This window comes from Pusillimonas noertemannii, assembly GCF_003096595.1.
GTDB classification, from domain to species: domain Bacteria; phylum Pseudomonadota; class Gammaproteobacteria; order Burkholderiales; family Burkholderiaceae_B; genus Pusillimonas; species Pusillimonas noertemannii.
Window position 1 is genome coordinate 1,154,306 of sequence record NZ_QEKO01000001.1, and the last position, 19,787, is coordinate 1,174,092.

At 64.0% G+C, this 19,787-nt stretch carries 16 protein-coding genes; 8 read left to right on the forward strand and 8 right to left on the reverse strand.

Annotated features, from left to right (window positions below; translation table 11 throughout):
- Window positions 1-4: 4 nt before the first annotated feature.
- The 3 genes from C7440_RS05580 to ompR form a co-directional block, all read right to left on the reverse strand.
- Window positions 5-553 carry a peroxiredoxin gene (locus C7440_RS05580; RefSeq protein WP_017524993.1) on the reverse strand — a complete coding sequence of 183 codons (549 nt, stop codon included), beginning with the start codon at window positions 551-553 and terminating at the stop codon, window positions 5-7.
- A 71-nt stretch (window positions 554-624) separates the two neighbouring features.
- Window positions 625-1,992, reverse strand: coding sequence for an ATP-binding protein (locus tag C7440_RS05585; RefSeq protein ID WP_017524992.1), 1,368 nt, complete (start codon window positions 1,990-1,992; stop codon window positions 625-627).
- 43 nt (window positions 1,993-2,035) lie between these two features.
- Complete coding sequence (gene ompR / locus C7440_RS05590) at window positions 2,036-2,770, reverse strand: osmolarity response regulator transcription factor OmpR (RefSeq protein ID WP_017524991.1); 735 nt, start codon at window positions 2,768-2,770, stop codon at window positions 2,036-2,038.
- A 268-nt stretch (window positions 2,771-3,038) separates the two neighbouring features.
- Here ompR and tsaB point away from each other — a divergent pair, with 268 nt between their 5' ends.
- Both tsaB and C7440_RS05605 read left to right on the forward strand, forming a co-directional pair.
- Window positions 3,039-4,310, forward strand: a complete 1,272-nt coding sequence (gene tsaB, locus C7440_RS05600) for a tRNA (adenosine(37)-N6)-threonylcarbamoyltransferase complex dimerization subunit type 1 TsaB (RefSeq protein WP_116517749.1) — start codon at window positions 3,039-3,041, stop codon at window positions 4,308-4,310.
- Complete coding sequence (locus tag C7440_RS05605) at window positions 4,303-5,292, forward strand: uracil-DNA glycosylase (protein WP_116517750.1); 990 nt, start codon at window positions 4,303-4,305, stop codon at window positions 5,290-5,292. Before tsaB ends, C7440_RS05605 begins: the two co-directional genes overlap by 8 nt.
- 54 nt (window positions 5,293-5,346) lie before the next feature.
- Here the strand turns inward: C7440_RS05605 and lplT are convergent, their stop codons facing one another.
- A complete protein-coding gene (gene lplT, locus C7440_RS05610) occupies window positions 5,347-6,651 on the reverse strand; it encodes a lysophospholipid transporter LplT (RefSeq protein WP_116517751.1) in 1,305 nt (434 codons plus the stop codon).
- 321 nt (window positions 6,652-6,972) lie between these two features.
- Here lplT and smc point away from each other — a divergent pair, with 321 nt between their 5' ends.
- The 3 genes from smc to ligA are packed head-to-tail and all read left to right on the forward strand — an operon-like array spanning window position 6,973 to window position 13,599.
- A complete protein-coding gene (gene smc, locus C7440_RS05615) occupies window positions 6,973-10,497 on the forward strand; it encodes a chromosome segregation protein SMC (protein WP_165832455.1) in 3,525 nt (1,174 codons plus the stop codon).
- A 43-nt stretch (window positions 10,498-10,540) separates the two neighbouring features.
- Window positions 10,541-11,557: a cell division protein ZipA C-terminal FtsZ-binding domain-containing protein gene (locus C7440_RS05620; protein WP_165832456.1), complete on the forward strand. Its 1,017-nt coding sequence runs from the start codon at window positions 10,541-10,543 to the stop codon at window positions 11,555-11,557.
- The gene (gene ligA / locus C7440_RS05625) at window positions 11,554-13,599 is read left to right on the forward strand and encodes an NAD-dependent DNA ligase LigA (RefSeq protein WP_116517754.1); all 2,046 of its coding nucleotides are present in this window, start codon (window positions 11,554-11,556) and stop codon (window positions 13,597-13,599) included. Before C7440_RS05620 ends, ligA begins: the two co-directional genes overlap by 4 nt.
- A gap of 207 nt (window positions 13,600-13,806) precedes the next feature.
- On the opposite strand, the gene C7440_RS05630 is transcribed toward ligA, so the two are convergent.
- The 4 genes from C7440_RS05630 to msrB are packed head-to-tail and all read right to left on the reverse strand — an operon-like array spanning window position 13,807 to window position 15,840.
- Window positions 13,807-14,583: a peptidylprolyl isomerase gene (locus tag C7440_RS05630; RefSeq protein ID WP_116517755.1), complete on the reverse strand. Its 777-nt coding sequence runs from the start codon at window positions 14,581-14,583 to the stop codon at window positions 13,807-13,809.
- A gap of 14 nt (window positions 14,584-14,597) precedes the next feature.
- Window positions 14,598-14,876, reverse strand: a complete 279-nt coding sequence (locus C7440_RS05635) for a BolA family protein (RefSeq protein ID WP_017524628.1) — start codon at window positions 14,874-14,876, stop codon at window positions 14,598-14,600.
- Window positions 14,876-15,448 carry a septation protein A gene (locus C7440_RS05640; protein WP_017524629.1) on the reverse strand — a complete coding sequence of 191 codons (573 nt, stop codon included), beginning with the start codon at window positions 15,446-15,448 and terminating at the stop codon, window positions 14,876-14,878. The genes C7440_RS05635 and C7440_RS05640 overlap by 1 nt, the downstream gene beginning before the upstream one ends.
- The gene (gene msrB, locus C7440_RS05645; RefSeq protein ID WP_017524630.1) at window positions 15,445-15,840 is read right to left on the reverse strand and encodes a peptide-methionine (R)-S-oxide reductase MsrB; all 396 of its coding nucleotides are present in this window, start codon (window positions 15,838-15,840) and stop codon (window positions 15,445-15,447) included. The genes C7440_RS05640 and msrB overlap by 4 nt, the downstream gene beginning before the upstream one ends.
- A gap of 243 nt (window positions 15,841-16,083) precedes the next feature.
- Here msrB and C7440_RS05650 point away from each other — a divergent pair, with 243 nt between their 5' ends.
- From C7440_RS05650 to C7440_RS05660, 3 genes are read left to right on the forward strand one after another with little or no spacing between them, the layout of a single operon-like run.
- Window positions 16,084-17,121 carry a branched-chain amino acid ABC transporter permease gene (locus tag C7440_RS05650; protein ID WP_017524631.1) on the forward strand — a complete coding sequence of 346 codons (1,038 nt, stop codon included), beginning with the start codon at window positions 16,084-16,086 and terminating at the stop codon, window positions 17,119-17,121.
- A 2-nt stretch (window positions 17,122-17,123) separates the two neighbouring features.
- Complete coding sequence (locus C7440_RS05655) at window positions 17,124-18,962, forward strand: branched-chain amino acid ABC transporter ATP-binding protein/permease (RefSeq protein WP_017524632.1); 1,839 nt, start codon at window positions 17,124-17,126, stop codon at window positions 18,960-18,962.
- Window positions 18,959-19,729 carry an ABC transporter ATP-binding protein gene (locus C7440_RS05660; RefSeq protein WP_017524633.1) on the forward strand — a complete coding sequence of 257 codons (771 nt, stop codon included), beginning with the start codon at window positions 18,959-18,961 and terminating at the stop codon, window positions 19,727-19,729. The genes C7440_RS05655 and C7440_RS05660 overlap by 4 nt, the downstream gene beginning before the upstream one ends.
- Window positions 19,730-19,787 lie beyond the last annotated feature (58 nt).

Below are 19,787 nucleotides of genomic sequence, written 5' to 3' on the forward strand. Positions count from 1 at the left end.
GGCCCTAAAGCGTCGCGCCGCCTATCTGGCGGTTGCAGGCGCACAGGCCGTCGGCCTGCAGGCCGTCAAGCACGCGCAGCACTTCTTCAGGGCTGCGTCCCACTTCCATATTGTTGACCGACACGTGCTGGATGATGTTGTCGGGATCGACGATAAAGGTGGCCCGCAGGGCCACGCCCTCTGATTTGCGGCGTATGCCCAGCTGGTCGATAAGCGAGCCGGTGGTGTCGGCAAACTGGTAGTGGCCGAGTTTGTCGAGTTCAGGGTCGGAGCGCCGCCAGGCGAGCTTGACGTACTCGTTGTCTACCGAGCCGCCCATCAGTATGGTGTCGCGCTGCTCGAACTGCGGGCCCAGTTGGTCGAAACCCACGATTTCGGTGGGGCACACGTAGGTGAAGTCTTTGGGATAAAAGTAGATGACCTTCCACTTGCCCGGAAACGAGCTTTCGGTAATGTCTTCGAAGGCCGACACGCCGTTTTCGTCGGGCAGGTTGAAGCCGGGCTTGACGCCGATGACTTTGAAGGGCTCGAGTTTGTCGCCTACGGTTTTCATTTGCTCTCCTTGATGCCTGCAATAAGCAAATTATGCCTCAGCTTGAAGCGCCTGCCCCGGCATGCGCCGGCTCAGCCCCGGGCCCGGGGCAGCTCGATGCGGGCGATCAGGCCGCCCGACGGGCGCTGAAGCAATTTAAGCTGCCCACCCACCTGGCCAAGCAGGCGCTCGACGATGGACAGGCCCAGGCCGGCGCCGCTGACGCCGGTGCGGGCCGATTCGCCCCGGGAAAACGGCCTGAGCAGGCGTTCGATGTCGGCTTCGGCGATGCCCGCGCCCTGGTCGGTGACCTCGATTGCCAAAGTGCTGCCTTCCTGGCGGGCCAGCAGCTGGATATAGGCGCGGTCGTCGGCGGGCGAGCGGCCGTAGCGCCGGGCGTTCTCGATCAGGTTGCTGACCACCCGCTTGAGGTCGTGCGCGGCGATCTTGGCATACAACCCGGGCTGTATGGATGCGGACAGATGCCCGCCCAGCGACTCGGTATGGGTGCGCTCGCGGTCGAACAGGTCGTTCAGCACCCGCGAAATGTCGATGCCCTTGCTGGGTACGATGCCCGCAGGCCGGGCGTATTCCATCAATTGGCCGATGCTGTGGTCGATTTGGGCAAGATCTTCGTCGATGGCCTGGCGCGCCTCGTCGCTGACCGAGCTCATTTCGATCTCGAGCCGCATGCGCGCCAGCGGCGTGCGCAAATCGTGCGAAATGCCCGCCAGCATGATTTCGCGGTCTGCCTCCGCCTGGCGCAGGTCGCGCGCCATGCGGTTGAAGGCAATGTTCATTTCGCGGATTTCGAGCGGGCCTTTCTCGGGCAGGGGCGAAGGGGTTTCGCCTCGGGCCAGCTGCTGGGCCACTTTGGCGAGCTGGGCCAGGGGCCGGTTGACGAAACGCACGCTGATGGCCGAACCGATGAGCGCCAGCAGCAAGGCCGTGACGCCCCAGCCGAACCATTCTATGCCGGCGGTCAGGCCCAGCTGTTCGCGATCGAAGACCAGCCAGTACTGGTCGCGGTTGATTTCGAAGCTTACCCATATGCCGGGGGCTTCATTGACCGACCACATGACCTGCGTGCCGGCCCCAAGCCGTTTTTTGATCTCGGAGGCGACGTGGTTCCAGTAGTTGGAGTCGGGCAGGGGTTCGAGCCGGTCGGTTTCTTCGCGGGGCTGGATGCGCAGGCTTTCTTTGGTGGCCAGGTCGAGCAGCAGGGCGGGCCTGACATGGGTGGGCGCATAGACCAGCGCCGAGCGCGTGATGCTGACCGACGTGGCGGCCCGCTGCGCCATCTGCGTGGCGCGGGGGCCTTCTTCCATGCTGAAGAACACCTGCAGCCATGCCCCCAGGCTGACCAGCATGAGGGCGGCCAGCAGCAGGAAGGAACGGCTGAACAGGCCCAGGCGCAGCCTGGACGTGATTTTTTTGAGTTGTCTGGAAAGGCGCGACATGCAGGCGACTGCAAAAAACTACCCGACGCCCCGCCGGGGGACGTCAGCGTCCGCCGTCGGGCACGAATACATAACCCAGACCCCAGACCGTCTGGATGAAGACCGGTTTGGACGGATTGGGTTCGATCAGCTTGCGCAGGCGCGAGATCTGGACATCGAGGCTGCGGTCGAAGGCCTCGTATTCGCGGCCTCGGGCGAGCTCCATGAGCTTGTCGCGCGAAAGCGGGATCTTGGGATGGCGGGCGAACACCTTGAGCACCGAGAATTCGCCCGTGGTGATGGGCACTTGCTCGTTGTTGCGGGTAAGGGTGCGGGTGGAGAGATTGAGCACATAGGGCCCGAACTCGATGGATTCGTTCTCTTGGCTGGGCGCCCCGGGATGCTCTTCGGTGCCGCGCCGGCGCAGAATGGCATTGACCCGGGCAAGAAGCTCGCGCGGGTTGAAGGGCTTGGAGAGGTAGTCGTCGGCCCCCATTTCGAGCCCGACGATGCGGTCGATTTCTTCGGCCTTGGCCGTAAGCATGATGATGGGGGTGTTGTCGTGCCCCCCGCGCAGGCGGCGGCAGATGGACAGGCCGTCTTCGCCCGGCAGCATCAGGTCGAGCACCAGCAGGTCGAAGTGCTCGCGCTGCCAGAGCTTGCTCATTTCTTTGCCGTCTTCGGCCACGAAAACGTTGAAACCTTGTTCGGACAGGTAGCGACGCAGCAGGTCGCGCAGTCGCGGATCGTCGTCGACGACGAGGATTTTTCGAATGAGGGATTGGTTTTGAGTATTCATGGTCGAAAATGTAACAGGCTCGGGGAAACCCGGAAAGGGGCTGGTAGCAAGATATTACATATTAAGCGTTTGGTAGAATCGGCCCTTGCATCGGCGCATGTCAAGGAAAGAGGCGAGGGCGATTTTTATAGGGGCCCACGCAGGGACCGTTTCGTTCTGCGATGCTCGAATCAAACCGTTTACCATCTCAGGCAGGCCATATAGCTTAGCATCATTGGTCTTAAAATGGACGTCGGCGCGGGTGGGCACAGGCATTTTCTGGAGGGACATGGGCATTACCGGACATCATCTTCTTGCACTGGAAACTTCTTCCAGCGTGTGCGGTGTGGCGCTGCTGTCTTCCGAAGGGCAGGCATACAGGCTGCGCTCCCTGTCTCATGACGCAACCGGCGAACACGCCGAACGCTTGCTGCCCATGGTGGACGAGCTTCTCGAACAGGCCGGGCTTGGCCGCGGCGATCTCGACGCCATCGCCTTCGGCCAGGGGCCGGGCGGCTTCACCGGCCTGCGGGTGGCTTGCGGCGTGGCCCAGGGCATGGCGTTTGCCTTGGGGGTGCCGGTCATTCCCGTGGTATCGCTGCATGCGGCGGCCCTGCGCGACACCGGCGACGAGCCCATCCGGGCCGTAGTGCAAGACGCGCGCATGTCCGAAGTCTATGCGGCTGTCTATGGCAAGGCTGCCGATCACCCTTCGGGCTGGCACACCCTGCACGAGCCTGTCCTGCTCGACGTTTCCGACGTCCTGCCCTGGGTCAGGCGGCAGGCGCGCCAGTGGGCGCGCCAAAGCACGCCGGCGGTCAAGCTGCTGGGCGACGCACTCGATGCCTATCCGCAGATACTGGGCGAAGAAGCCCTGGCCGCCGTGGCGCGGGATTCGGCCGACGACGTGGTGTTGCGTCGGGGCGCCCCGCTGCGCGCCAGCGCCGAGACGGTGGCCCAGCTGGCTTGGCATGCGTTCCAGCGCGGGTGCGTCGTGCAGCCGCATCAGGCGGCGCCCCTTTATGTGCGCGACAAGGTCGCCTATACCACGGCCGAGCGCGAGCAAGGCCGGGGGGGCAATCCCAAGGCGAGGCCGGCCTTGCTCATTCGCGGCATGACCGACGCCGATGTCGACGAGGCGGCATCAATTGAAGGCGCCGTCCAGGCCTTTCCATGGACCAGCGGCAATTTTCGCGACGCGCTCCAGGCCGGCTATGGCGCCTGGGTGGCCTGCGCAGAGGGGCGGATCCAGGGTTTCGCCCTGACGATGTTTGCTCCCGACGTGGCGCATTTGCTGCTGATCGCCGTGCGCCCGGACGCCCAGCGCGGCGGCGTGGGCCATGGCTTGTTGCGCCATTGCGAGGGGCAGGCCCTGGCCCGTGGCCTGCCTGCGATCATCCTCGAAGTGCGTCCGTCCAACGCCCAGGCCCTGGCTTTTTATCGCAACCGCGGATTCACGCAGGTGGGCATGCGCAAAGACTACTATCCCAAGGGCCGCAACGAACGCGAAGATGCTCTGGTGATGGAAAAAAAACTCGGCACCCAGGACGGCCATGGCTGAACTTGTTCCCGATCCGCCGAGCCTGACCGAGGCCCAGAGGTTGTGGTTGCTTGAGCTGGGCCTCGACCGCCCCATGCTGGCCCGCCTTGTGCGCCGTAATCCGCCCCTTGAAGGCGGGGCCGGGCCGGCCGCGGCCGGCGCTGAAGCCGCTTCCGATGTCCAGGCGGGTTCCATGCAGGGCGGCCCTGCGCAGACAGAGGCAGGCGCGGCTGCGCCCGACTCCGCGGCAGGTGCGCAGACGCATTCCGGCGCCCGGCGCGACGAACGAAGCCGCGCCCTGGCCGCTCTGGCAGCTCTCAGACAGGGCGGCAGGGCTGCTTCCGCTCCAGGTCCTGGTCCCGACACCCCCGGCCCAAGCCCAAGCCCAAGCCCAAGCGCCACTCCCGCTCTTGCTTCCCAAGATCCAATGGCGGCGGGCGGATCATCCGACTGGCACGCCCTGGAGGCCGCCATACTAACTTGCGAAGCCTGCGGCCTGCATGCCGGCCGCCAGGCTGCGGTGCCGGGGGCGGGTGCGACCGAATCCGTCGACTGGCTGGTGGTGGGCGAAGCCCCGGGCGGGCGCGATGACGGCCTTGGACAGCCGTTTCAGGGCAAGGCGGGCGACCTTCTGCACGCCATGCTGGCGGCGGCGGGCATCGAGCCCGCGCAGAGGGTTTTCTACACGAATCTGGTCAAATGCCGCCCGCGCAGCAACCGGCCACCCACCCCTGAGGAAATCGCCGCCTGCCTGCCGCATCTGCGCAGACAGGCCGAGCTGCTGCAGCCGCACGGCATACTCGCCCTGGGCCGTCTGGCGGCTCAGGCCTTATTGGGCGAAGCCGCTTCTTTCGAGCATTACAGGGGGCGTGTCCACACCTTTCAGTCCGGGGGGCGCGACATTCCGGTGGTGGTTACCTACCATCCCGCGTCCCTGCTGTCGCGGCCGCGCCACAAGGCCGCGGGCTGGCGTGACCTGAACCTGGCGCGAACGGTGTGCTGAATTGCGAAGCGGCGCGCTGTTTTGCCCGCCGCTTCGCCCCAATGCATCAAGAATTCAACGAAGCGCCTGGCCGTGGCCATGCTGGCCGATCTGCTTGTGCAGATCGGGGTCCCGCTTGTGATTGAGGTGGCTCCAGCGCATGAACAGCAGCATCAGAATGGCAACCAGCAGGCCGAAGATCACGATAATGACCCCGATGCGCAGGTTCAGCCACAGCATCAGGCTGTAGACGGCCAGCATCAGCAGGATATTGAGCTGCTCGTTGAAGTTCTGCACGGCAATCGAGTGCCCCGCCGACAACAGCACATGGCCCCGGTGCTGCAGCAGCGCATTCATGGGCACCACGAAAAAGCCCGACAGGGCGCCCACGAGCAAAAGCAGGCCGTATACCTCCCAGGTTCGGCTTACCAGGGGCATCAGCAGTACGGCTAGCCCCATCAGCACGCCCAGGGGCAGCACCGACAGCGCCTTGCGCAACGGCACGCGTCCCGCGCAGATGGATCCGAACACCGTGCCCAGGGCCGCCACCCCCATCAGGATGGAGGCCTGGTCCAGGCGATAGCCCAGATGCTGGGCGCCCCATTCGATGACGATGAACTGCAGCGTGGCTCCGGCGCCCCAGAAAAGGGTGGTGACCGCCAGCGAGATCTGGCCCAGTTTGTCCGTCCAGAGTATGCGCACATAGCCGGCGAACTCCATCACCAGCTTGCAGGGATTGGTCTGCTGCTTGGGGTAGCTGATGCCGGTTTTTGGAATCAGCAGGTTGCACAGGGCTGCCAGGCAGTAGACGCAGCCTATGAACAAAATGGCCGCCTCGGCCCGGGTCTGCACCACGTCTGGCATCCAGGACAGTTCCAGCAGGTGCTCCGACACCCGGGGGCTGACGAGCACACCCCCCAGCACCGTGCCCAAAATAATGGAGAGCACGGTCAGGCCTTCTATCCAGCTGTTGCCCTTGACCAGTTGCTCGGGCGGCAGCATTTCGGTGACGATGCCGTATTTGGCCGGCGAATAGGCCGCCGCGCCGATGCCCACCAGTGTATAGGCGGCAAACACCAGCACCAACTGGCCGGTCACGTCCAGCCCCGTCATCTGGTAGCTGAACATAAGCATGCAGCCCACGACCTTGACCGCGTTGGTGGCGAACATGACCCGGCCCTTGGGGTAGGAATCGGCGAAGGCGCCGACGAAGGCGGCCAGCACGACATAGGCCAGGGCGAACCACCATTTCATCATCGGCGCCATCCAGTCGGGTCCGTGCAGGTCGACGATGAGCGCAATGGCCGCGATCAGCAGCGCGTTGTCGGCCAGAGACGACAACGCCTGGGCGGCCATGACGAGATAAAAGCCTTTATTCAATGGTGTTCCCGGTTGATGAAGGGAAGGGCAGTGGTGGGACTGGCGTTCGGGACCATCAGCAAGAGGCGGGCGGAGGCTTGTTCAGGGTATATGGCATGGGTCGCGTTTCAGGCAATCATCGAAACAATTCGCGAAAAGAGTTAAAGAGTATAGCGTCAGCGGCACCCCGGCATGGCGCAGGGGCGTGAAAACTCGCGGTTGTCCGGCAAAACTCCCTTGCTGGAACTGCTTTGCGGTGCGGTATCATACAAACCAATTGCCGTCGGAAGCATTTTCCGTTCATTATCTTGCCGCTCCTACATTTCAGCTCATCCGTTCATTGTGCGCCTGACCCAAATAAAACTTGCCGGCTTCAAGTCCTTCGTCGAGCCGACGGTCATACCCACGCCCAGTCAGATGGTGGGCGTGGTCGGCCCGAATGGTTGCGGAAAATCCAACATCATCGACGCCGTGCGCTGGGTACTGGGCGAAACCCGGGCCTCCGAGCTGCGCGGCGAATCGATGCAGGACGTCATTTTCAATGGCTCGGGCAACCGCAAGCCGGCGGCGCGCGCCTCGGTCGAACTGGTATTCGACAATTCCGAGGGCCGCGCGGCGGGCCAATGGAGCACCTACTCCGAAATCGCGGTGCGCCGGGTACTTACGCGCGACGGCACCAGCAGCTATTTCGTCAACAACCAGCAGGTGCGCCGGCGCGACATCCATGACATCTTCCTGGGCACGGGCCTGGGCAGCCGCGGCTACGCCATTATCGGCCAGGGCATGATCAACCGCCTGATCGAGGCCAGGCCCGAAGAGCTCAGGGTCTTTCTCGAAGAGGCCGCCGGGGTGTCCCGGTACAAAGAACGCCGGCGCGAAACCGAGAACCGCCTCAGCGACACGCGCGAAAACCTTTCCCGTGTCGAAGATATTTTGCAAGAACTGGGCGGGCAGCTTGCCAAGCTGGAGTCACAGGCCGAGGTCGCGGCCCGCTATCGCTCTTTGCAGGAAGAAGGAGAGCAAAAGCAGCACGCCCTGTGGTTGCTGAAAGAATCCAATGCTCGCCAAGAGCAGCAGGCAAAGTTCCTGGCCATCGAACAGGCCCAGACCGAACTCGAAGGAGCGATCGCCGGCCTGCGCGCGGGTGAATCCGCACTGGAATCGCGCCGGCAGGCGCATTACGCGGCTGCCGATGCCGTGCACGCGGCGCAGGGCCAGTTGTTCGAGGCCGGCGCCCTGGTCAGCCGGCTCGAGGCCGAGATCCGTCATGTGGTCGATTCGCGCAATCGCCTGCAGGCCAGGCGCGGGCAATTGCAGCAGCAGATCCAGGAATGGACCGACCAGGAGCGGCATTGCACCGAGCAGCTGGCCCAAAGCGAAGAAGAGCTTCAGGCCGCCGCGGCGCGCATCGAAGAAACCCGGCTGCGGGCCGAAGAAGCGGCCGCCGCCTTGCCCGAGATCGACGCCCGGGTCAGGGCCGCCGGCTCCTCGCGCGACGAACTGCGCGGCGTCCTTGCCCGGGTCGAGCAGAACCTGGCGCTGGTGGCGCAGGCGCAGCGCGATGCCGATCGCCAGCTTGGCGCCCTCGAGCAACGTCGCGAGCGCCTCCAGCAAGAGATGCGCGAGTTGGACGCCCCCGACCCCGAAACCGTGCAGCGGCTGGCCGGCGAACTGGCCGTGCTGGGCGAGCAACTCGACGAATCCCAGGGCCGCCTGGCCGAGCTGGAAGACCAGTTGCCCGACCTGGACACCGGACGCGACCACGCACACACCGCCGCGCGCGAAGAATCGCAAGAGCTTGCCCGGCTCGAGGCCCGCCTCTCGGCCTTGGCCAAGCTGCAGGAAGACGTGCAAAAGCAGGGTGCGCTGCAGCCCTGGCTCGAGCGGCACGAACTGACCTCCCTGGGCCGCTTGTGGCAAAAGCTGCAAATCGAGCCCGGCTGGGAGCCGGCCCTCGAGGCAGTACTGCGCGAGCGCATGGCGGCGCTCGAGATACGCCAGCTTGAACATGCCCGCGCCTTTGACGCCGAGCCGCCGCCCGCCAGACTGGCCTTCTATCAGCTTCCGCCCGCCGCACCGGCGGGTCAGGCGCCCGAGGGCCTTACGCCGCTGATATCGCTTCTGCGCATCAGCGATGCCGATTTGCGCACCCTTCTGAACGACTGGCTGCAAGACGTCTACCTGGCCGACGGCGTCGATACGGCGCTGGCGCAAAGAAACCAGCTTCCGAACAACGGTTTGTACGTCGTCAAGGCCGGCCATATGGTCGATCGGCACAGCGTGCGTTTCTATGCCCCCGATTCCGAGCAGGCCGGCTTGCTGGCGCGGCAGCAAGAGATCGAGAACCTGCAGCGCCAGGTCAAGGCGCGGCAACTGCTGGCCGACGAAGCGGTGGCCAAGGTCGCCCGGGCCGAGGCCGCCTGGCAGCAGGTTTCGCAATCCGTGGCGCCCGCCCGCACCCGGGTGGGCGAACTGACCCGGCGGCTGCACGACGTGCAGCTCGAGCATTCAAGGCTGGACCAAAGGGCAAGGCAGTCCAGCGAAAGGGCGGCCCGCATCCGCGAAGAACTGGCCGAGATCGAAGCGCAGTCCGAAGAGCTGCTCGCCAGCCGCGAAGAAGCCGAAGCCCGCTTCGAGGCCTTGGACATCGAGCTGGCCGACCACCAGACACGCTTCTCCGACGCGGAAATGTCGGGCGAAGACCTGGCCCGCGAGGCCGAACAGGCCCGCCAGCAACTGCGCGACCTCGAACGTGCAGTGCAAGAGGCCGAATTCGCCGAGCGCTCCTTGCGAACCCGCATGGCCGATCTCGAACGCAACCTTCAGTTGGCGCGCGACCAGGTGGGACGTGCCAACGACGAACTCGAGGGCCTGCAAGGCGAGCTGTTCGAGCTCGATGCATCGGCGGCTCAGGCTGGGCTGCAAGACGCGCTCGAAGAAAGAGCCAGCCGTGAAGAAACCCTCAATCTGGCGCGCATCGAGCTCGACAACCTGGCCGCCCAATTGCGCACCGCCGACGAAGAACGCATGGCGCAAGAGCGCTCTCTCGAGCCGCGCCGCGAACGCATCATGCAGCTGCAACTGCAAGAGCAGGCGGCGCGCCTGGCGGTAGAGCAGTTCTCCGAACAGCTCGATGCGCACGAGGTCGACCGCGAAGTCTTGAGCAAGCTGTTGGAACAGCGCCCCGACGACTGGCGCCGCACGGGCTGGCTGCAGTCCGAGGTGCAGCGCATTTCCCGCCAGGTCGATGCACTGGGTCCGGTCAACCTTGCCGCGCTCGACGAGCTTTCCACGGCGCGCGAGCGGCGCGCCTTTCTCGACGCGCAGCATCAGGATCTTTGCAGCGCCATCGAAACGCTGGAAGACGCCATACGCAAGATCGACAAAGAAACGCGCGAACTGCTACAAGAGACCTTCGATACGGTCAACGGGCATTTCGGCGAACTGTTCCCGCGCCTGTTCGGCGGCGGTGAAGCCAGGCTGATGATCACCGGCGAAGAGATCCTCGATGCCGGAGTCCAGGTCATGGCGCAGCCACCGGGCAAGCGCAACAGCACCATCCACCTGCTGTCGGGCGGCGAAAAGGCCCTGACCGCAACCGCCTTGGTCTTTGCGCTGTTCAAGCTCAACCCCGCACCTTTCTGCCTGCTGGACGAAGTCGACGCGCCGCTGGACGACGCCAATACCGAGCGCTATGCCAGCCTGGTTTCCAGCATGAGCGAACAAACCCAGTTTTTATTCATATCTCACAATAAAATTGCCATGCAGATGGCTCGCCAGCTTGTCGGCGTCACCATGCAGGAACAAGGCGTTTCGCGCATTGTCGCCGTCGATATCGAATCGGCGCTGCAACTGGCCGAAGCCTGATGCTTAAAGTGCTTAACAGTTTACGGACGCTACGGGGCGGACAATGAGTGATTTGCAGATAGGCCTGATTTCACTGGGCGTGATCCTGATTCTGGTGCTGGTGTGCTTCAACTGGTGGCAGGACCGCCGTGTCAGGCAGCGCATGCAAGAACATTTTCCAGAGGCGGACGAAGACCCGCTCATGGGCGGCCTGCCCGTCGCGGCGGGGCGGCGCGAGCCGGGCATAGGCCCCGCCGCCGGCGCAGACCCTGCCGTCGACGAAGTCACCGAAGCCGATCCGGTCTGCGAGGCGGTCATCGACGTGGTGTTCTCGCACCCCGTTTCGGGTGCGGAGCTGCAGCAGGCGGTGCGCGCCATCCAGAAGGCCGGCGAGAAGCCCGTGCGGGTGCTGGTCGAGCACGAGGGCGGCCACACGCTTCGCCTGCGTGAAGGCAATGCCTATTTGTCGGTGCAATTGGCGGTGTTGCTGGCCAACCGAAGCGGCGCGCTCACCGACATCGAGTGGTCGCATTTGTGGACCATCGCGCAAGACCTGGCCGAGCGCTTCGAAGGCTCAGTCGAGGGGCCCGAGCAGCCGCAGGTGCTGCAGCGCGCCCAGGCGCTCGACGAACTCTGCGCCAGCCTCGACGCCCAAGTGGGCCTGGCGTTGCGGCTGGGCGGCACGCGTGCCCTGGGCGAGGTCCTGCAGGCGGTCAAGGACGCCGGTTTTGTTTCGTACGGCAGCCAGCTTGCCTGGATGTCCGAGGCCGGAGTGCCCAGGTTCATACTGTTGTTCGATGGTGAGCCGGCGGCCGATTTCCAGTCCGAGGGGGTGGACCGCCTCGACCTGCTGCTTGATGTACCGCGCAGCCAGCCCGATGAACAGGCATTCAGCCGCATGGCCAGCGTGGGCCGCGACCTGGCGGCCCGGCTCGGGGGCACCCTGGTCGACGACCAGGCGCAGCCCGTGCTTGAAAACGCCGATCACGCCATCGACGAAAAGCTGCACGAACTTTACAAGAACCTTGAGAAGGCAGGCTTTCCGGCCGCCGAAGGGCGCACGGCAAGGCTGTTCTCGTGAGCCGCAACCACGAATCCGCCCTCGACGTCCAGGAGACCCTGCAGCGCCTGCGCGAAGAAATCGCCGCGCACAACCATCGCTACTATGTGCTCGATGCGCCGGTCATATCCGACGCCAAGTACGACGAGCTCATGACGCAGCTGCAGGCGCTCGAGCAGCAATATCCCGACCTGATCGTGCCCGAGTCGCCCACCCAGCGTGTGGGCGGAGCGCCGCTGTCCGCCTTCGACAGCGTGCGCCACGCCGTGCCCATGCGCTCGCTGGGCAATGCCTTCGAGCCCGACGACATCGTGGCTTTCGACAAGCGCGTGACCGACACCTTGCGCGCTGCGGGCATGGTGGGGCAGGACGAGGCCGTGGAATACATGGCCGAGTGCAAGTTCGACGGCCTGGCCATCAGCCTCCGGTATGAAAATGGCCGGCTGGTGCAGGCCGCCACGCGTGGCGACGGACGGGTGGGCGAAGACGTCACCAGCAATATCCGCACCTTGCGTTCCGTGCCTCTGAAGCTGCGGGGCGACGTGCCCGAGATACTGGAGGTGCGCGGCGAAGTGCTGATGTATCGCAGCGACTTCGACGCGCTCAATGAGGCGCAGCAGGCGCGCGGCGAAAAAATCTTCGTCAATCCGCGCAACGCCGCGGCGGGCAGCCTGCGCCAGCTCGATCCCCGCATCACGGCCCGCCGGCCCTTGCGGTTTTTCGCCTATGGATGGGGACAGGTCCAGGGCACCAGCCTGCAGAGCCAGGCCGGCGCACTCGAGTGGTTCGAGAGCCTGGGCCTGCCCGTCAATCGCGATCGCGCCTTGTTAAGGGGCGCCGAGCAGTTGCTGGACTACTACCAGCGCATGAGCCAGCGCCGGGTAGCCCTGCCTTTCGATATCGATGGCGTGGTGTACAAGGTCAATGCGCTCGATGCCCAGGAGGTCTTGGGTTATGTGGCCCGGGCCCCTCGCTATGCCGTTGCGCACAAGTTTCCCGCCCAGGAAGAAACCACGCTGCTCATGGGCATCGAGGTCCAGGTCGGCCGTACCGGCGCCATTACGCCGGTGGCCCGGCTCAAGCCGGTGTTCGTCGGGGGCGTCACGGTCACCAACGCCACCCTGCACAATGAAGATGAAATCCGCCGCAAGGACGTTCGCGTGGGCGATACCGTCATCGTGCGGCGTGCCGGTGACGTCATCCCCGAGGTGGTCGGCCCCGTCGTCGAGCTACGGCCCGAGGGGACCGAGCTGTTCGTCATGCCCACGGCCTGTCCGGTGTGCGGCTCGGCCATACAGCGGCTGGAAGGCGAGGCGGTATCGCGTTGCACGGGCGGCCTGTTCTGCGCCGCGCAGCGCAAGCAGTCCTTGCTGCATGCCGCCGGCCGCAAGGCGCTGGACATCGAGGGCCTGGGCGAGAAACTCATCGATCAACTGGTCGACAGCGGCCGCATCCGTTCATTGGCCGATCTGTTCACCCTGCGGGTCGAAGAGCTGGTCCTGTATGACCGAATGGGCAGGAAGTCGGCCGAGAACCTGGTGGCGGCCATCGACAAGGCGCGCAGCCCGTCGTTGGGGGCTCTGTTGTTCGCCATGGGCATCAGGCAGGTGGGCGAGACCACGGCGCGCGATCTGGCCCTGCATTTCGGCTCCATCGAGGCGGTCATGAACGCCGACGAAGAGGCGCTGCTCGTCGTCAACGACGTGGGCCCCGTGGTGGCCAGTTCCATCCTGCAGTTCTTCGCCGAGCCGCACAATCGCGAGATTGTCCAGGCACTGATGGACGCTGGCGTGCATCCCAGCGTCGATGCGGCGCCCTCCGGCAGGCTGGTCCTGAGCGGAAAGACGCTTGTGCTGACCGGCACCCTGCCGTCGCTCACGCGCGACGAAGCCACGCGGCGCATATTGGCAGCCGGCGGCAAGGTTAGCGGTTCGGTTTCCAAAAAAACGAGCTATGTCGTGGCGGGCGAAGAGGCCGGCAGCAAGCTGGTGAAGGCCCAGGACCTGGGCGTTGCCATTCTGGACGAGGCCGGCCTGATTGCGTTGCTGGATGGGGTTGCTTGAGTTTTTTTTGAGTCCTTGAACCGCCGTCGGCGCCGGGGCTGAATCGGCGGGCGGAGCTCACGGTCCAGCCTGGCGGCTGGACTTCCCGCGTTCAGGACATTTTCTGGTGCGAATCGTGGTATGCAAAACGGCCGCCGTGCCTTTGTGGGCGCGGCGGCCGTTGTTGTGATTGGCTGGCAAGTTGCTGCAGCCAGCCGGGCACGGTTTTTACTTGACGTCGGCCGACTTCATGAGTTCTTGCTGGAACTGTCCGAGCTTGTCCTGGCGCAGCATTTCTTCGATCTGCGTCTTGACGTCCTTGAGTTCGGGCAGCGAGACGGGGCGGGCGTCCTCGACCTGGATGACGTGCCAGCCGAACTGGGTCTGGACGGGCGCATCGGTCATCTGGCCTTTCTTGAGCTTTTCGACGGCCTGGGCGAACTCGGGCACATAGTTGCTGCTGGGGCCCCAGCCCAGATCGCCGCCCTTGGCGCCGCTGCCCGGATCGATGGAGTCTTTCTTGGCGGCTGCCTCGAAGGTGGTCTTCTTGCTCTTGATGGCGGCAATGATGTCTTTGGCGGCCTGCTCGTCCTTGACCAGGATGTGGCGCAGCTTGTATTCCTGGCGGCCTTCCTGGGCCTTCTTGATTTCGTCGTACTCGGCCTGGATATCCGCGTCGGTGACCGGGTGCTTCTTGAGGTGGTCGGCCATGAGGGCGCGCACCAGGATGCTTTGGCGGGCCAGTTCGATTTCTTGCTTGACGGCGGCCTGCTTGTCGATGCCTGCCTTTTCGGCCGCTTGCACGGCAACCTGCCTGCCGATCATTTCTTGCTTGACCTGCTCGCGCAGCTGGGGAGAATCAGGCGCCCCTTGCGAGATCAGCAGGCTGACGAAGTCGTCGAGCTGCTTTTGTGTGATGGCCTTGCCGTTGACCGTGGCGACGTTTTGAGCGTATGCCGGAATGGCGATGATGCAGCTTGCGGCAAACAGGGCGAGTCGTTTCATGGATACCTTTTTGTTCAAGATTTACTGGTCACGATGGCCAGGGCGTGGATGGGATGGGGGATGAGATCGTGCACGCGATCATACACGAGGCGGTGGCGCGCCAGACTGCCAAGGCCCGCGAAATGCGGCGAGGCGATGACGACGCGGAAATGGCTGGCGCCGTCGCGCGCACCGGCGTGCCCCGCATGCAGGTGGGATTCGTCGATGATTTCAATGCTGGACGGATCGAGCCCGGCCAGCCGCTCACGAAGCAGCGCGGCACGTTGGCCGGCAACGGTGTCGGATGCGGACATCAGGGGTTTTCCTTTTTTGGCAGCGAAGCGCCGGTGTCTTCTTTGATGTGGCGCCCCAGCCAGATGGACTGGGCAATGACGAAGACCAGCATCAGCGCCATCAGGCCGAACACCTTGAAGTTGACCCACTGGGCATCGGTGAAGTGGCCCGAGAACGCCACATAAAGATTGAGGGCGCCCGAAAGAATGAAAAAACCCGCCCAGCTGGCGTTGAGCTTGTTCCAGACGGCCTCGTCAAGCGAGATCTGCCCGCCCATGACCTTCTGCAGCAGATTGCGCCCGAAGACCCAGCGGCCGACCAGCAGAATGCCGGCGAAAAGCCAGTAAAGAACAGTGGGCTTCCATTTGATGAAGGCGTCGTTGTGCAAGAGCAGGGTGGCGCCGCCGAAGACGACGATGACCCCCAGGTTGATCCAGTGCATGGCTTCGATCGCCTTGCCCCGCAGCTTGAGCCAGATGATCTGGCCCACGCCGGCCGCCATGGCTACGGCGGTGGCCGTGTAGATATCGTAGAACCTGAACGCCAGAAAGAAGAGAATCAGCGGGAACAGGTCGAAGAGGAATTTTTTCATTCAGAGGGTTCGAAGTCGAGCGACAGGGAGTTGATGCAGTAGCGCAGGCCGGTGGGGGGCGGGCCGTCGGGGAAGACGTGCCCCAGGTGGGAATCGCACACATTGCACAGGACTTCAGTGCGCACCATGCCGTGGCTGGTGTCTTGCTCTTCGCGGACGAGATCGGGGTCGAGCGCCTTGAAATAACTGGGCCAGCCGCAGCCGGCATCGAACTTGGTGTCGGAGGCGAACAGCGCGGTGCCGCAGCCCACGCAACGATAGATGCCGTGCTGGGTAGTGTCCCAGTAGCGGCCCGAGAAAGGGCGCTCTGTGCCTTTTTGCCTTGCGACGTAGTATTCTTCGGGCGAAAGCTGCGCCCGCCATTCGGCGTCGGATTTACGAACCTTTTGCATGAAAACACCCTGCCGTGTCGTGTATTGAAGCATTCACTATGTTAATCGACTTTGAAAAGCCGCGTCGGTTCCCCGCCAAGGTGAAATCAGCACGGTGGCTGGTGCGGTTGTCGGGCGCTATGCAGGGAATCCCCTAAAAGACTTTGCCCTCATTTCTCTCCATAATGCCTAGTTAGCACAAACCTGAAATGTATTTCAGGCTAACAGTTGTGCTGCTTAATCGACTCACACAGTGTGGTAGGGATGGATTCGACAATAATACTGATATTGCTCCAGGACGGCATCCTGAATGGCGCCGTATATGCACTGCTGGGGCTTGCCCTGGTACTGGTGTTCCTGGTCACGCGGGTAATTTTCATTCCCCAGGGCGAGTACGTCGCCTATGGGGCCCTTACTTTGGCCTTCCTGGTCAACGGCAAGATTCCGGGCACGGTCAATCTGCTGCTCATCGTGGGCATCGTGGTGTTCATCGCCGATCTTATCGCGGCGCTGCGCAGCCGCGAATGGGCCACCCTGCCCAGAAAGGCGTTCTGGTCGCTGGTGGTGCCCCTGATACTGTTCTTCGCGGCGCCCTACATCGTCAGCACGACCACGCCCCTCTGGGTCAATGTCCTGTATGCCTTGGCGCTGGTCATTCCCCTGGGCCCCATGGTCTATCGCCTGGTGTTCCAGCCGGTGGCCGAGGCCAGCGTCCTCGTCCTGCTCATCATTTCGGTGGCGGTGCACTTTGCCATGACAGGCCTGGGCCTGGTGTTCTTCGGCGCCGAGGGCTGGCGCACGCCGCCCTTCATGGAAGGTGAAATCCAGATGGGCGCCATCTCGTGGTCGGCGCAGACTTTCTTCGTGCTGGCCACCTGCGCGCTGCTGATCATCGCACTGTGGATCTTCTTCGGTAAAACCCTGTACGGCCGCGCCTTGCGCGCCACGGCCGTCAACCGGCGCGGCGCCCGGCTGGTGGGCATCAGCACCAATATGTCCGGCAGCCTTACCTTTACCCTTGCGGCCGCCATCGGCGCGCTGTCGGGCATGCTCATCGCACCCGTTACCACCATCTACTACGACACAGGCTTCCTGATCGGCCTCAAGGGCTTCGTGGCCGCCATCATCGGCGGCCTGGGCAGCTACCCCCTGGCCGCCATCGGCGCACTGTTCGTCGGCATTCTCGAGGCATTCTCGTCGTTCTGGGCCAGCGCCTATAAAGAGGTAATAGTGTTCACCCTGATCATTCCGGTATTGCTGTGGCGCTCGTTCGGCACAACTCACGTTGACGACGAGGAGTAATCATGAACCGCATCATCCTGATTGTTTTCCTCGTCATCATGGCGTTGCTGCCGGCCTGGTCGGGCACGCCCGAATTCTGGATCACCCAGCTCAATTACATCGGGCTTGCCTCCCTGGTCGTGCTGGGGCTCATATTGCTTACCGGCGTGGGCGGCCTGACCTCGTTCGGCCAGGCGGCCTTCGTGGGCATCGGCGCTTATGCCACCGCCTACCTCACCACCGCCTCGGGCTGGTCGCCCTGGCTTGCCCTGGTGGCGGGCCTGGTCATCACCTTCGCGGTGGCCTATGTTCTGGGCGCCATCACCCTTCGGCTGTCCGGGCACTATCTGCCCCTGGGCACCATCGCCTGGTGCCTGTCGCTGTACTACCTGTTCGGCAACCTCGAGTTCCTGGGCCAGTACGACGGCATCGCCGGCATCCAGGCCATCAACTTCCTGGGCCTTTCGCTGCGCGACGGCCGCGACATCTACTACCTGATCTGGCTCGTCGTGCTGCTGTCCATGTGGGCCACCCGCAACCTGCTCGATTCGCGCCCGGGCCGGGCCATCCGGGCCCTGCGAAGCGGCGGTGGCATGGCCGAGTCCTTCGGCATCAACATGGCTTCGTACAAGGTCATCATCTTCGTCTACTCGGCCCTGCTGGCCTGCCTGTCGGGGTGGCTGTACGCCCACATGCAGCGCGCCGTCAGCCCCAGCCCGTTCGGCCTGAACTACGGCATTGAATACCTCTTCATGGCGGTCGTGGGCGGCGGCACCAGCGTCTGGGGCGCCATCGTGGGCTCGGGCCTGATTCTTACGCTCAAGGACCAGATCCAGAACGTGCTGCCCAAAATCATCGACACCACGGCCAACTTCGAACTCGTGGTCTTCGGTATCCTGATGGTGCTGGTGCTGCAGTATGCGCGCGACGGCGTCTGGCCCATCATCGCATCGTGGTGGAACAACATCACCGGCCAGGCCAAGAGCCGCCGCAGCGCGGTCGCGCCTCCCGAAGCGCCCGCATTGCCGCAGCGCCAGCGCCCCGAGCTGGGCACGCTGGTGCTCGACGTCGACGCCGCGCGCAAAGAGTTCGGCGGCCTGGTCGCCGTGAACGACATCAGCTTCTCGCTCAAGGCCGGTGAAATCATGGGCCTCATCGGCCCCAACGGCGCGGGCAAAAGCACCACCTTCAACCTTATTACAGGCGTGCTGCCGGCCACAAGCGGCAAGATCACCTTCCTGGGCAACCGCCTCGACAAGCTGCCTTCGCGCGAAATCGCGAAGCTGGGCGTGGGGCGCACCTTCCAGCACGTGCAGTTGCTGCCCACCATGACAGTGCTCGAAAACGTGGCGCTGGGTGCGCACCTGCGCAGCAAGGTCGGCGTGCTGCCCGCCGCGCTGCATATCGAGCGCCGCACCGAGGCGGCCTTGTTGCACGAAGCGGCCAAGCAGCTGCAGCGCGTCGGCCTGGGCGACTACCTGTACGAACAGGCGGGCAACCTGGCCCTGGGCCAGCAGCGCATTCTCGAGATCGCGCGCGCCTTGGCGGCCGATCCCATCCTGCTGCTGCTCGACGAGCCCGCCGCGGGCCTGCGCTACAAAGAAAAGCAAGAGCTCGCCAAGGTGCTTGACCAGCTTCGCAAAGAAGGCATGAGCATCCTGCTGGTCGAGCACGACATGGATTTCGTCATGAATCTTACCGATCACCTCGTCGTCATGGACTTCGGCACCAAGCTGGCCGAAGGCACGCCCGCCGACGTCCAGCAAAACCCGGTCGTGCTTGAAGCCTATCTGGGCGGCATCGACGACGATCTCGAATTCGAGACATCCGAAGACACGGCAACCGCAGGAGGCACAGCATGAGCACCGCCGCGCAACAACCGGTGCTGAAGGTCGACAACCTCTGCACCCAATACGGCAAGGTCCATGCCCTGCTCAATGCCAACATCACTGTCGCGCCCGGCAGCATCGTTACCGTCATCGGCGGCAACGGCGCGGGCAAGTCCACGCTGCTCAACTCCATCATGGGCTCCTTGCCCACCACGGGCAGCAGCGTAGGCGCGGTACAGTACCTGGGCCAGCAGGTAAGCGGCTGGAATGTCGAGCGCCGTGTGGCGGGCGGCATGTCGCTGGTGCCCGAACTGCGCGAGCTGTTCGGCAGCATGACGGTCGAAGACAACCTGCTGCTGGGCGGTTTCCGGCTGTACCGGGCGCGCCAGGCGGGCTGGAAAGAAAAAATGGACGAAGTCTTCGACATCTTCCCCAGGCTTCGAGAGCGCCGCCAGCAGCACGCCGGCACGCTTTCGGGCGGCGAGCGGCAGATGCTGGCCGTGGGGAGGGCGCTAATGGCCCAGCCCAAGCTGCTTATGCTCGATGAGCCCAGCCTGGGCCTTGCACCCCGCATCGTGCGCGAGATCTTCCAGATCATTGCGCGCTTGCGCAGCACGGGTGTGTCCATCTTGCTGGTCGAACAAAATGCGCGCGCCGCGCTGCAGGTGGCCGACTATGGGTATGTGCTTGAAACGGGCGAGGTGGTACTTGAAGGCCCGGCAAAAGAGCTGGCGCACAATCCGAGGGTGATCGAGAGTTATCTGGGGCTGGGCAAGAAGGGCGAGGCCGAGCCGGCCTGATCTTTTTGCTGTGTTCTTGTTTTTGTGAAAGGGAGCATTTTTGCTCCCTTTCTTCGTC

Bases quoted from the DNA above. Each gene is read 5' to 3' on its own strand.
- C7440_RS05580 (WP_017524993.1), bottom strand. From the start codon at position 553: ATGAAAACCGTAGGCGACAAACTCGAGCCCTTCAAAGTCATCGGCGTC.
- C7440_RS05585 (WP_017524992.1), bottom strand. From the start codon at position 1,992: ATGTCGCGCCTTTCCAGACAACTCAAAAAAATCACGTCCAGGCTGCGC.
- ompR (WP_017524991.1), bottom strand. From the start codon at position 2,770: ATGAATACTCAAAACCAATCCCTCATTCGAAAAATCCTCGTCGTCGAC.
- tsaB (WP_116517749.1), top strand. From the start codon at position 3,039: ATGGGCATTACCGGACATCATCTTCTTGCACTGGAAACTTCTTCCAGC.
- C7440_RS05605 (WP_116517750.1), top strand. From the start codon at position 4,303: ATGGCTGAACTTGTTCCCGATCCGCCGAGCCTGACCGAGGCCCAGAGG.
- C7440_RS05620 (WP_165832456.1), top strand. From the start codon at position 10,541: ATGAGTGATTTGCAGATAGGCCTGATTTCACTGGGCGTGATCCTGATT.
- C7440_RS05630 (WP_116517755.1), bottom strand. From the start codon at position 14,583: ATGAAACGACTCGCCCTGTTTGCCGCAAGCTGCATCATCGCCATTCCG.
- C7440_RS05635 (WP_017524628.1), bottom strand. From the start codon at position 14,876: ATGTCCGCATCCGACACCGTTGCCGGCCAACGTGCCGCGCTGCTTCGT.
- C7440_RS05640 (WP_017524629.1), bottom strand. From the start codon at position 15,448: ATGAAAAAATTCCTCTTCGACCTGTTCCCGCTGATTCTCTTCTTTCTG.
- msrB (WP_017524630.1), bottom strand. From the start codon at position 15,840: ATGCAAAAGGTTCGTAAATCCGACGCCGAATGGCGGGCGCAGCTTTCG.
- C7440_RS05650 (WP_017524631.1), top strand. From the start codon at position 16,084: ATGGATTCGACAATAATACTGATATTGCTCCAGGACGGCATCCTGAAT.
- C7440_RS05655 (WP_017524632.1), top strand. From the start codon at position 17,124: ATGAACCGCATCATCCTGATTGTTTTCCTCGTCATCATGGCGTTGCTG.
- C7440_RS05660 (WP_017524633.1), top strand. From the start codon at position 18,959: ATGAGCACCGCCGCGCAACAACCGGTGCTGAAGGTCGACAACCTCTGC.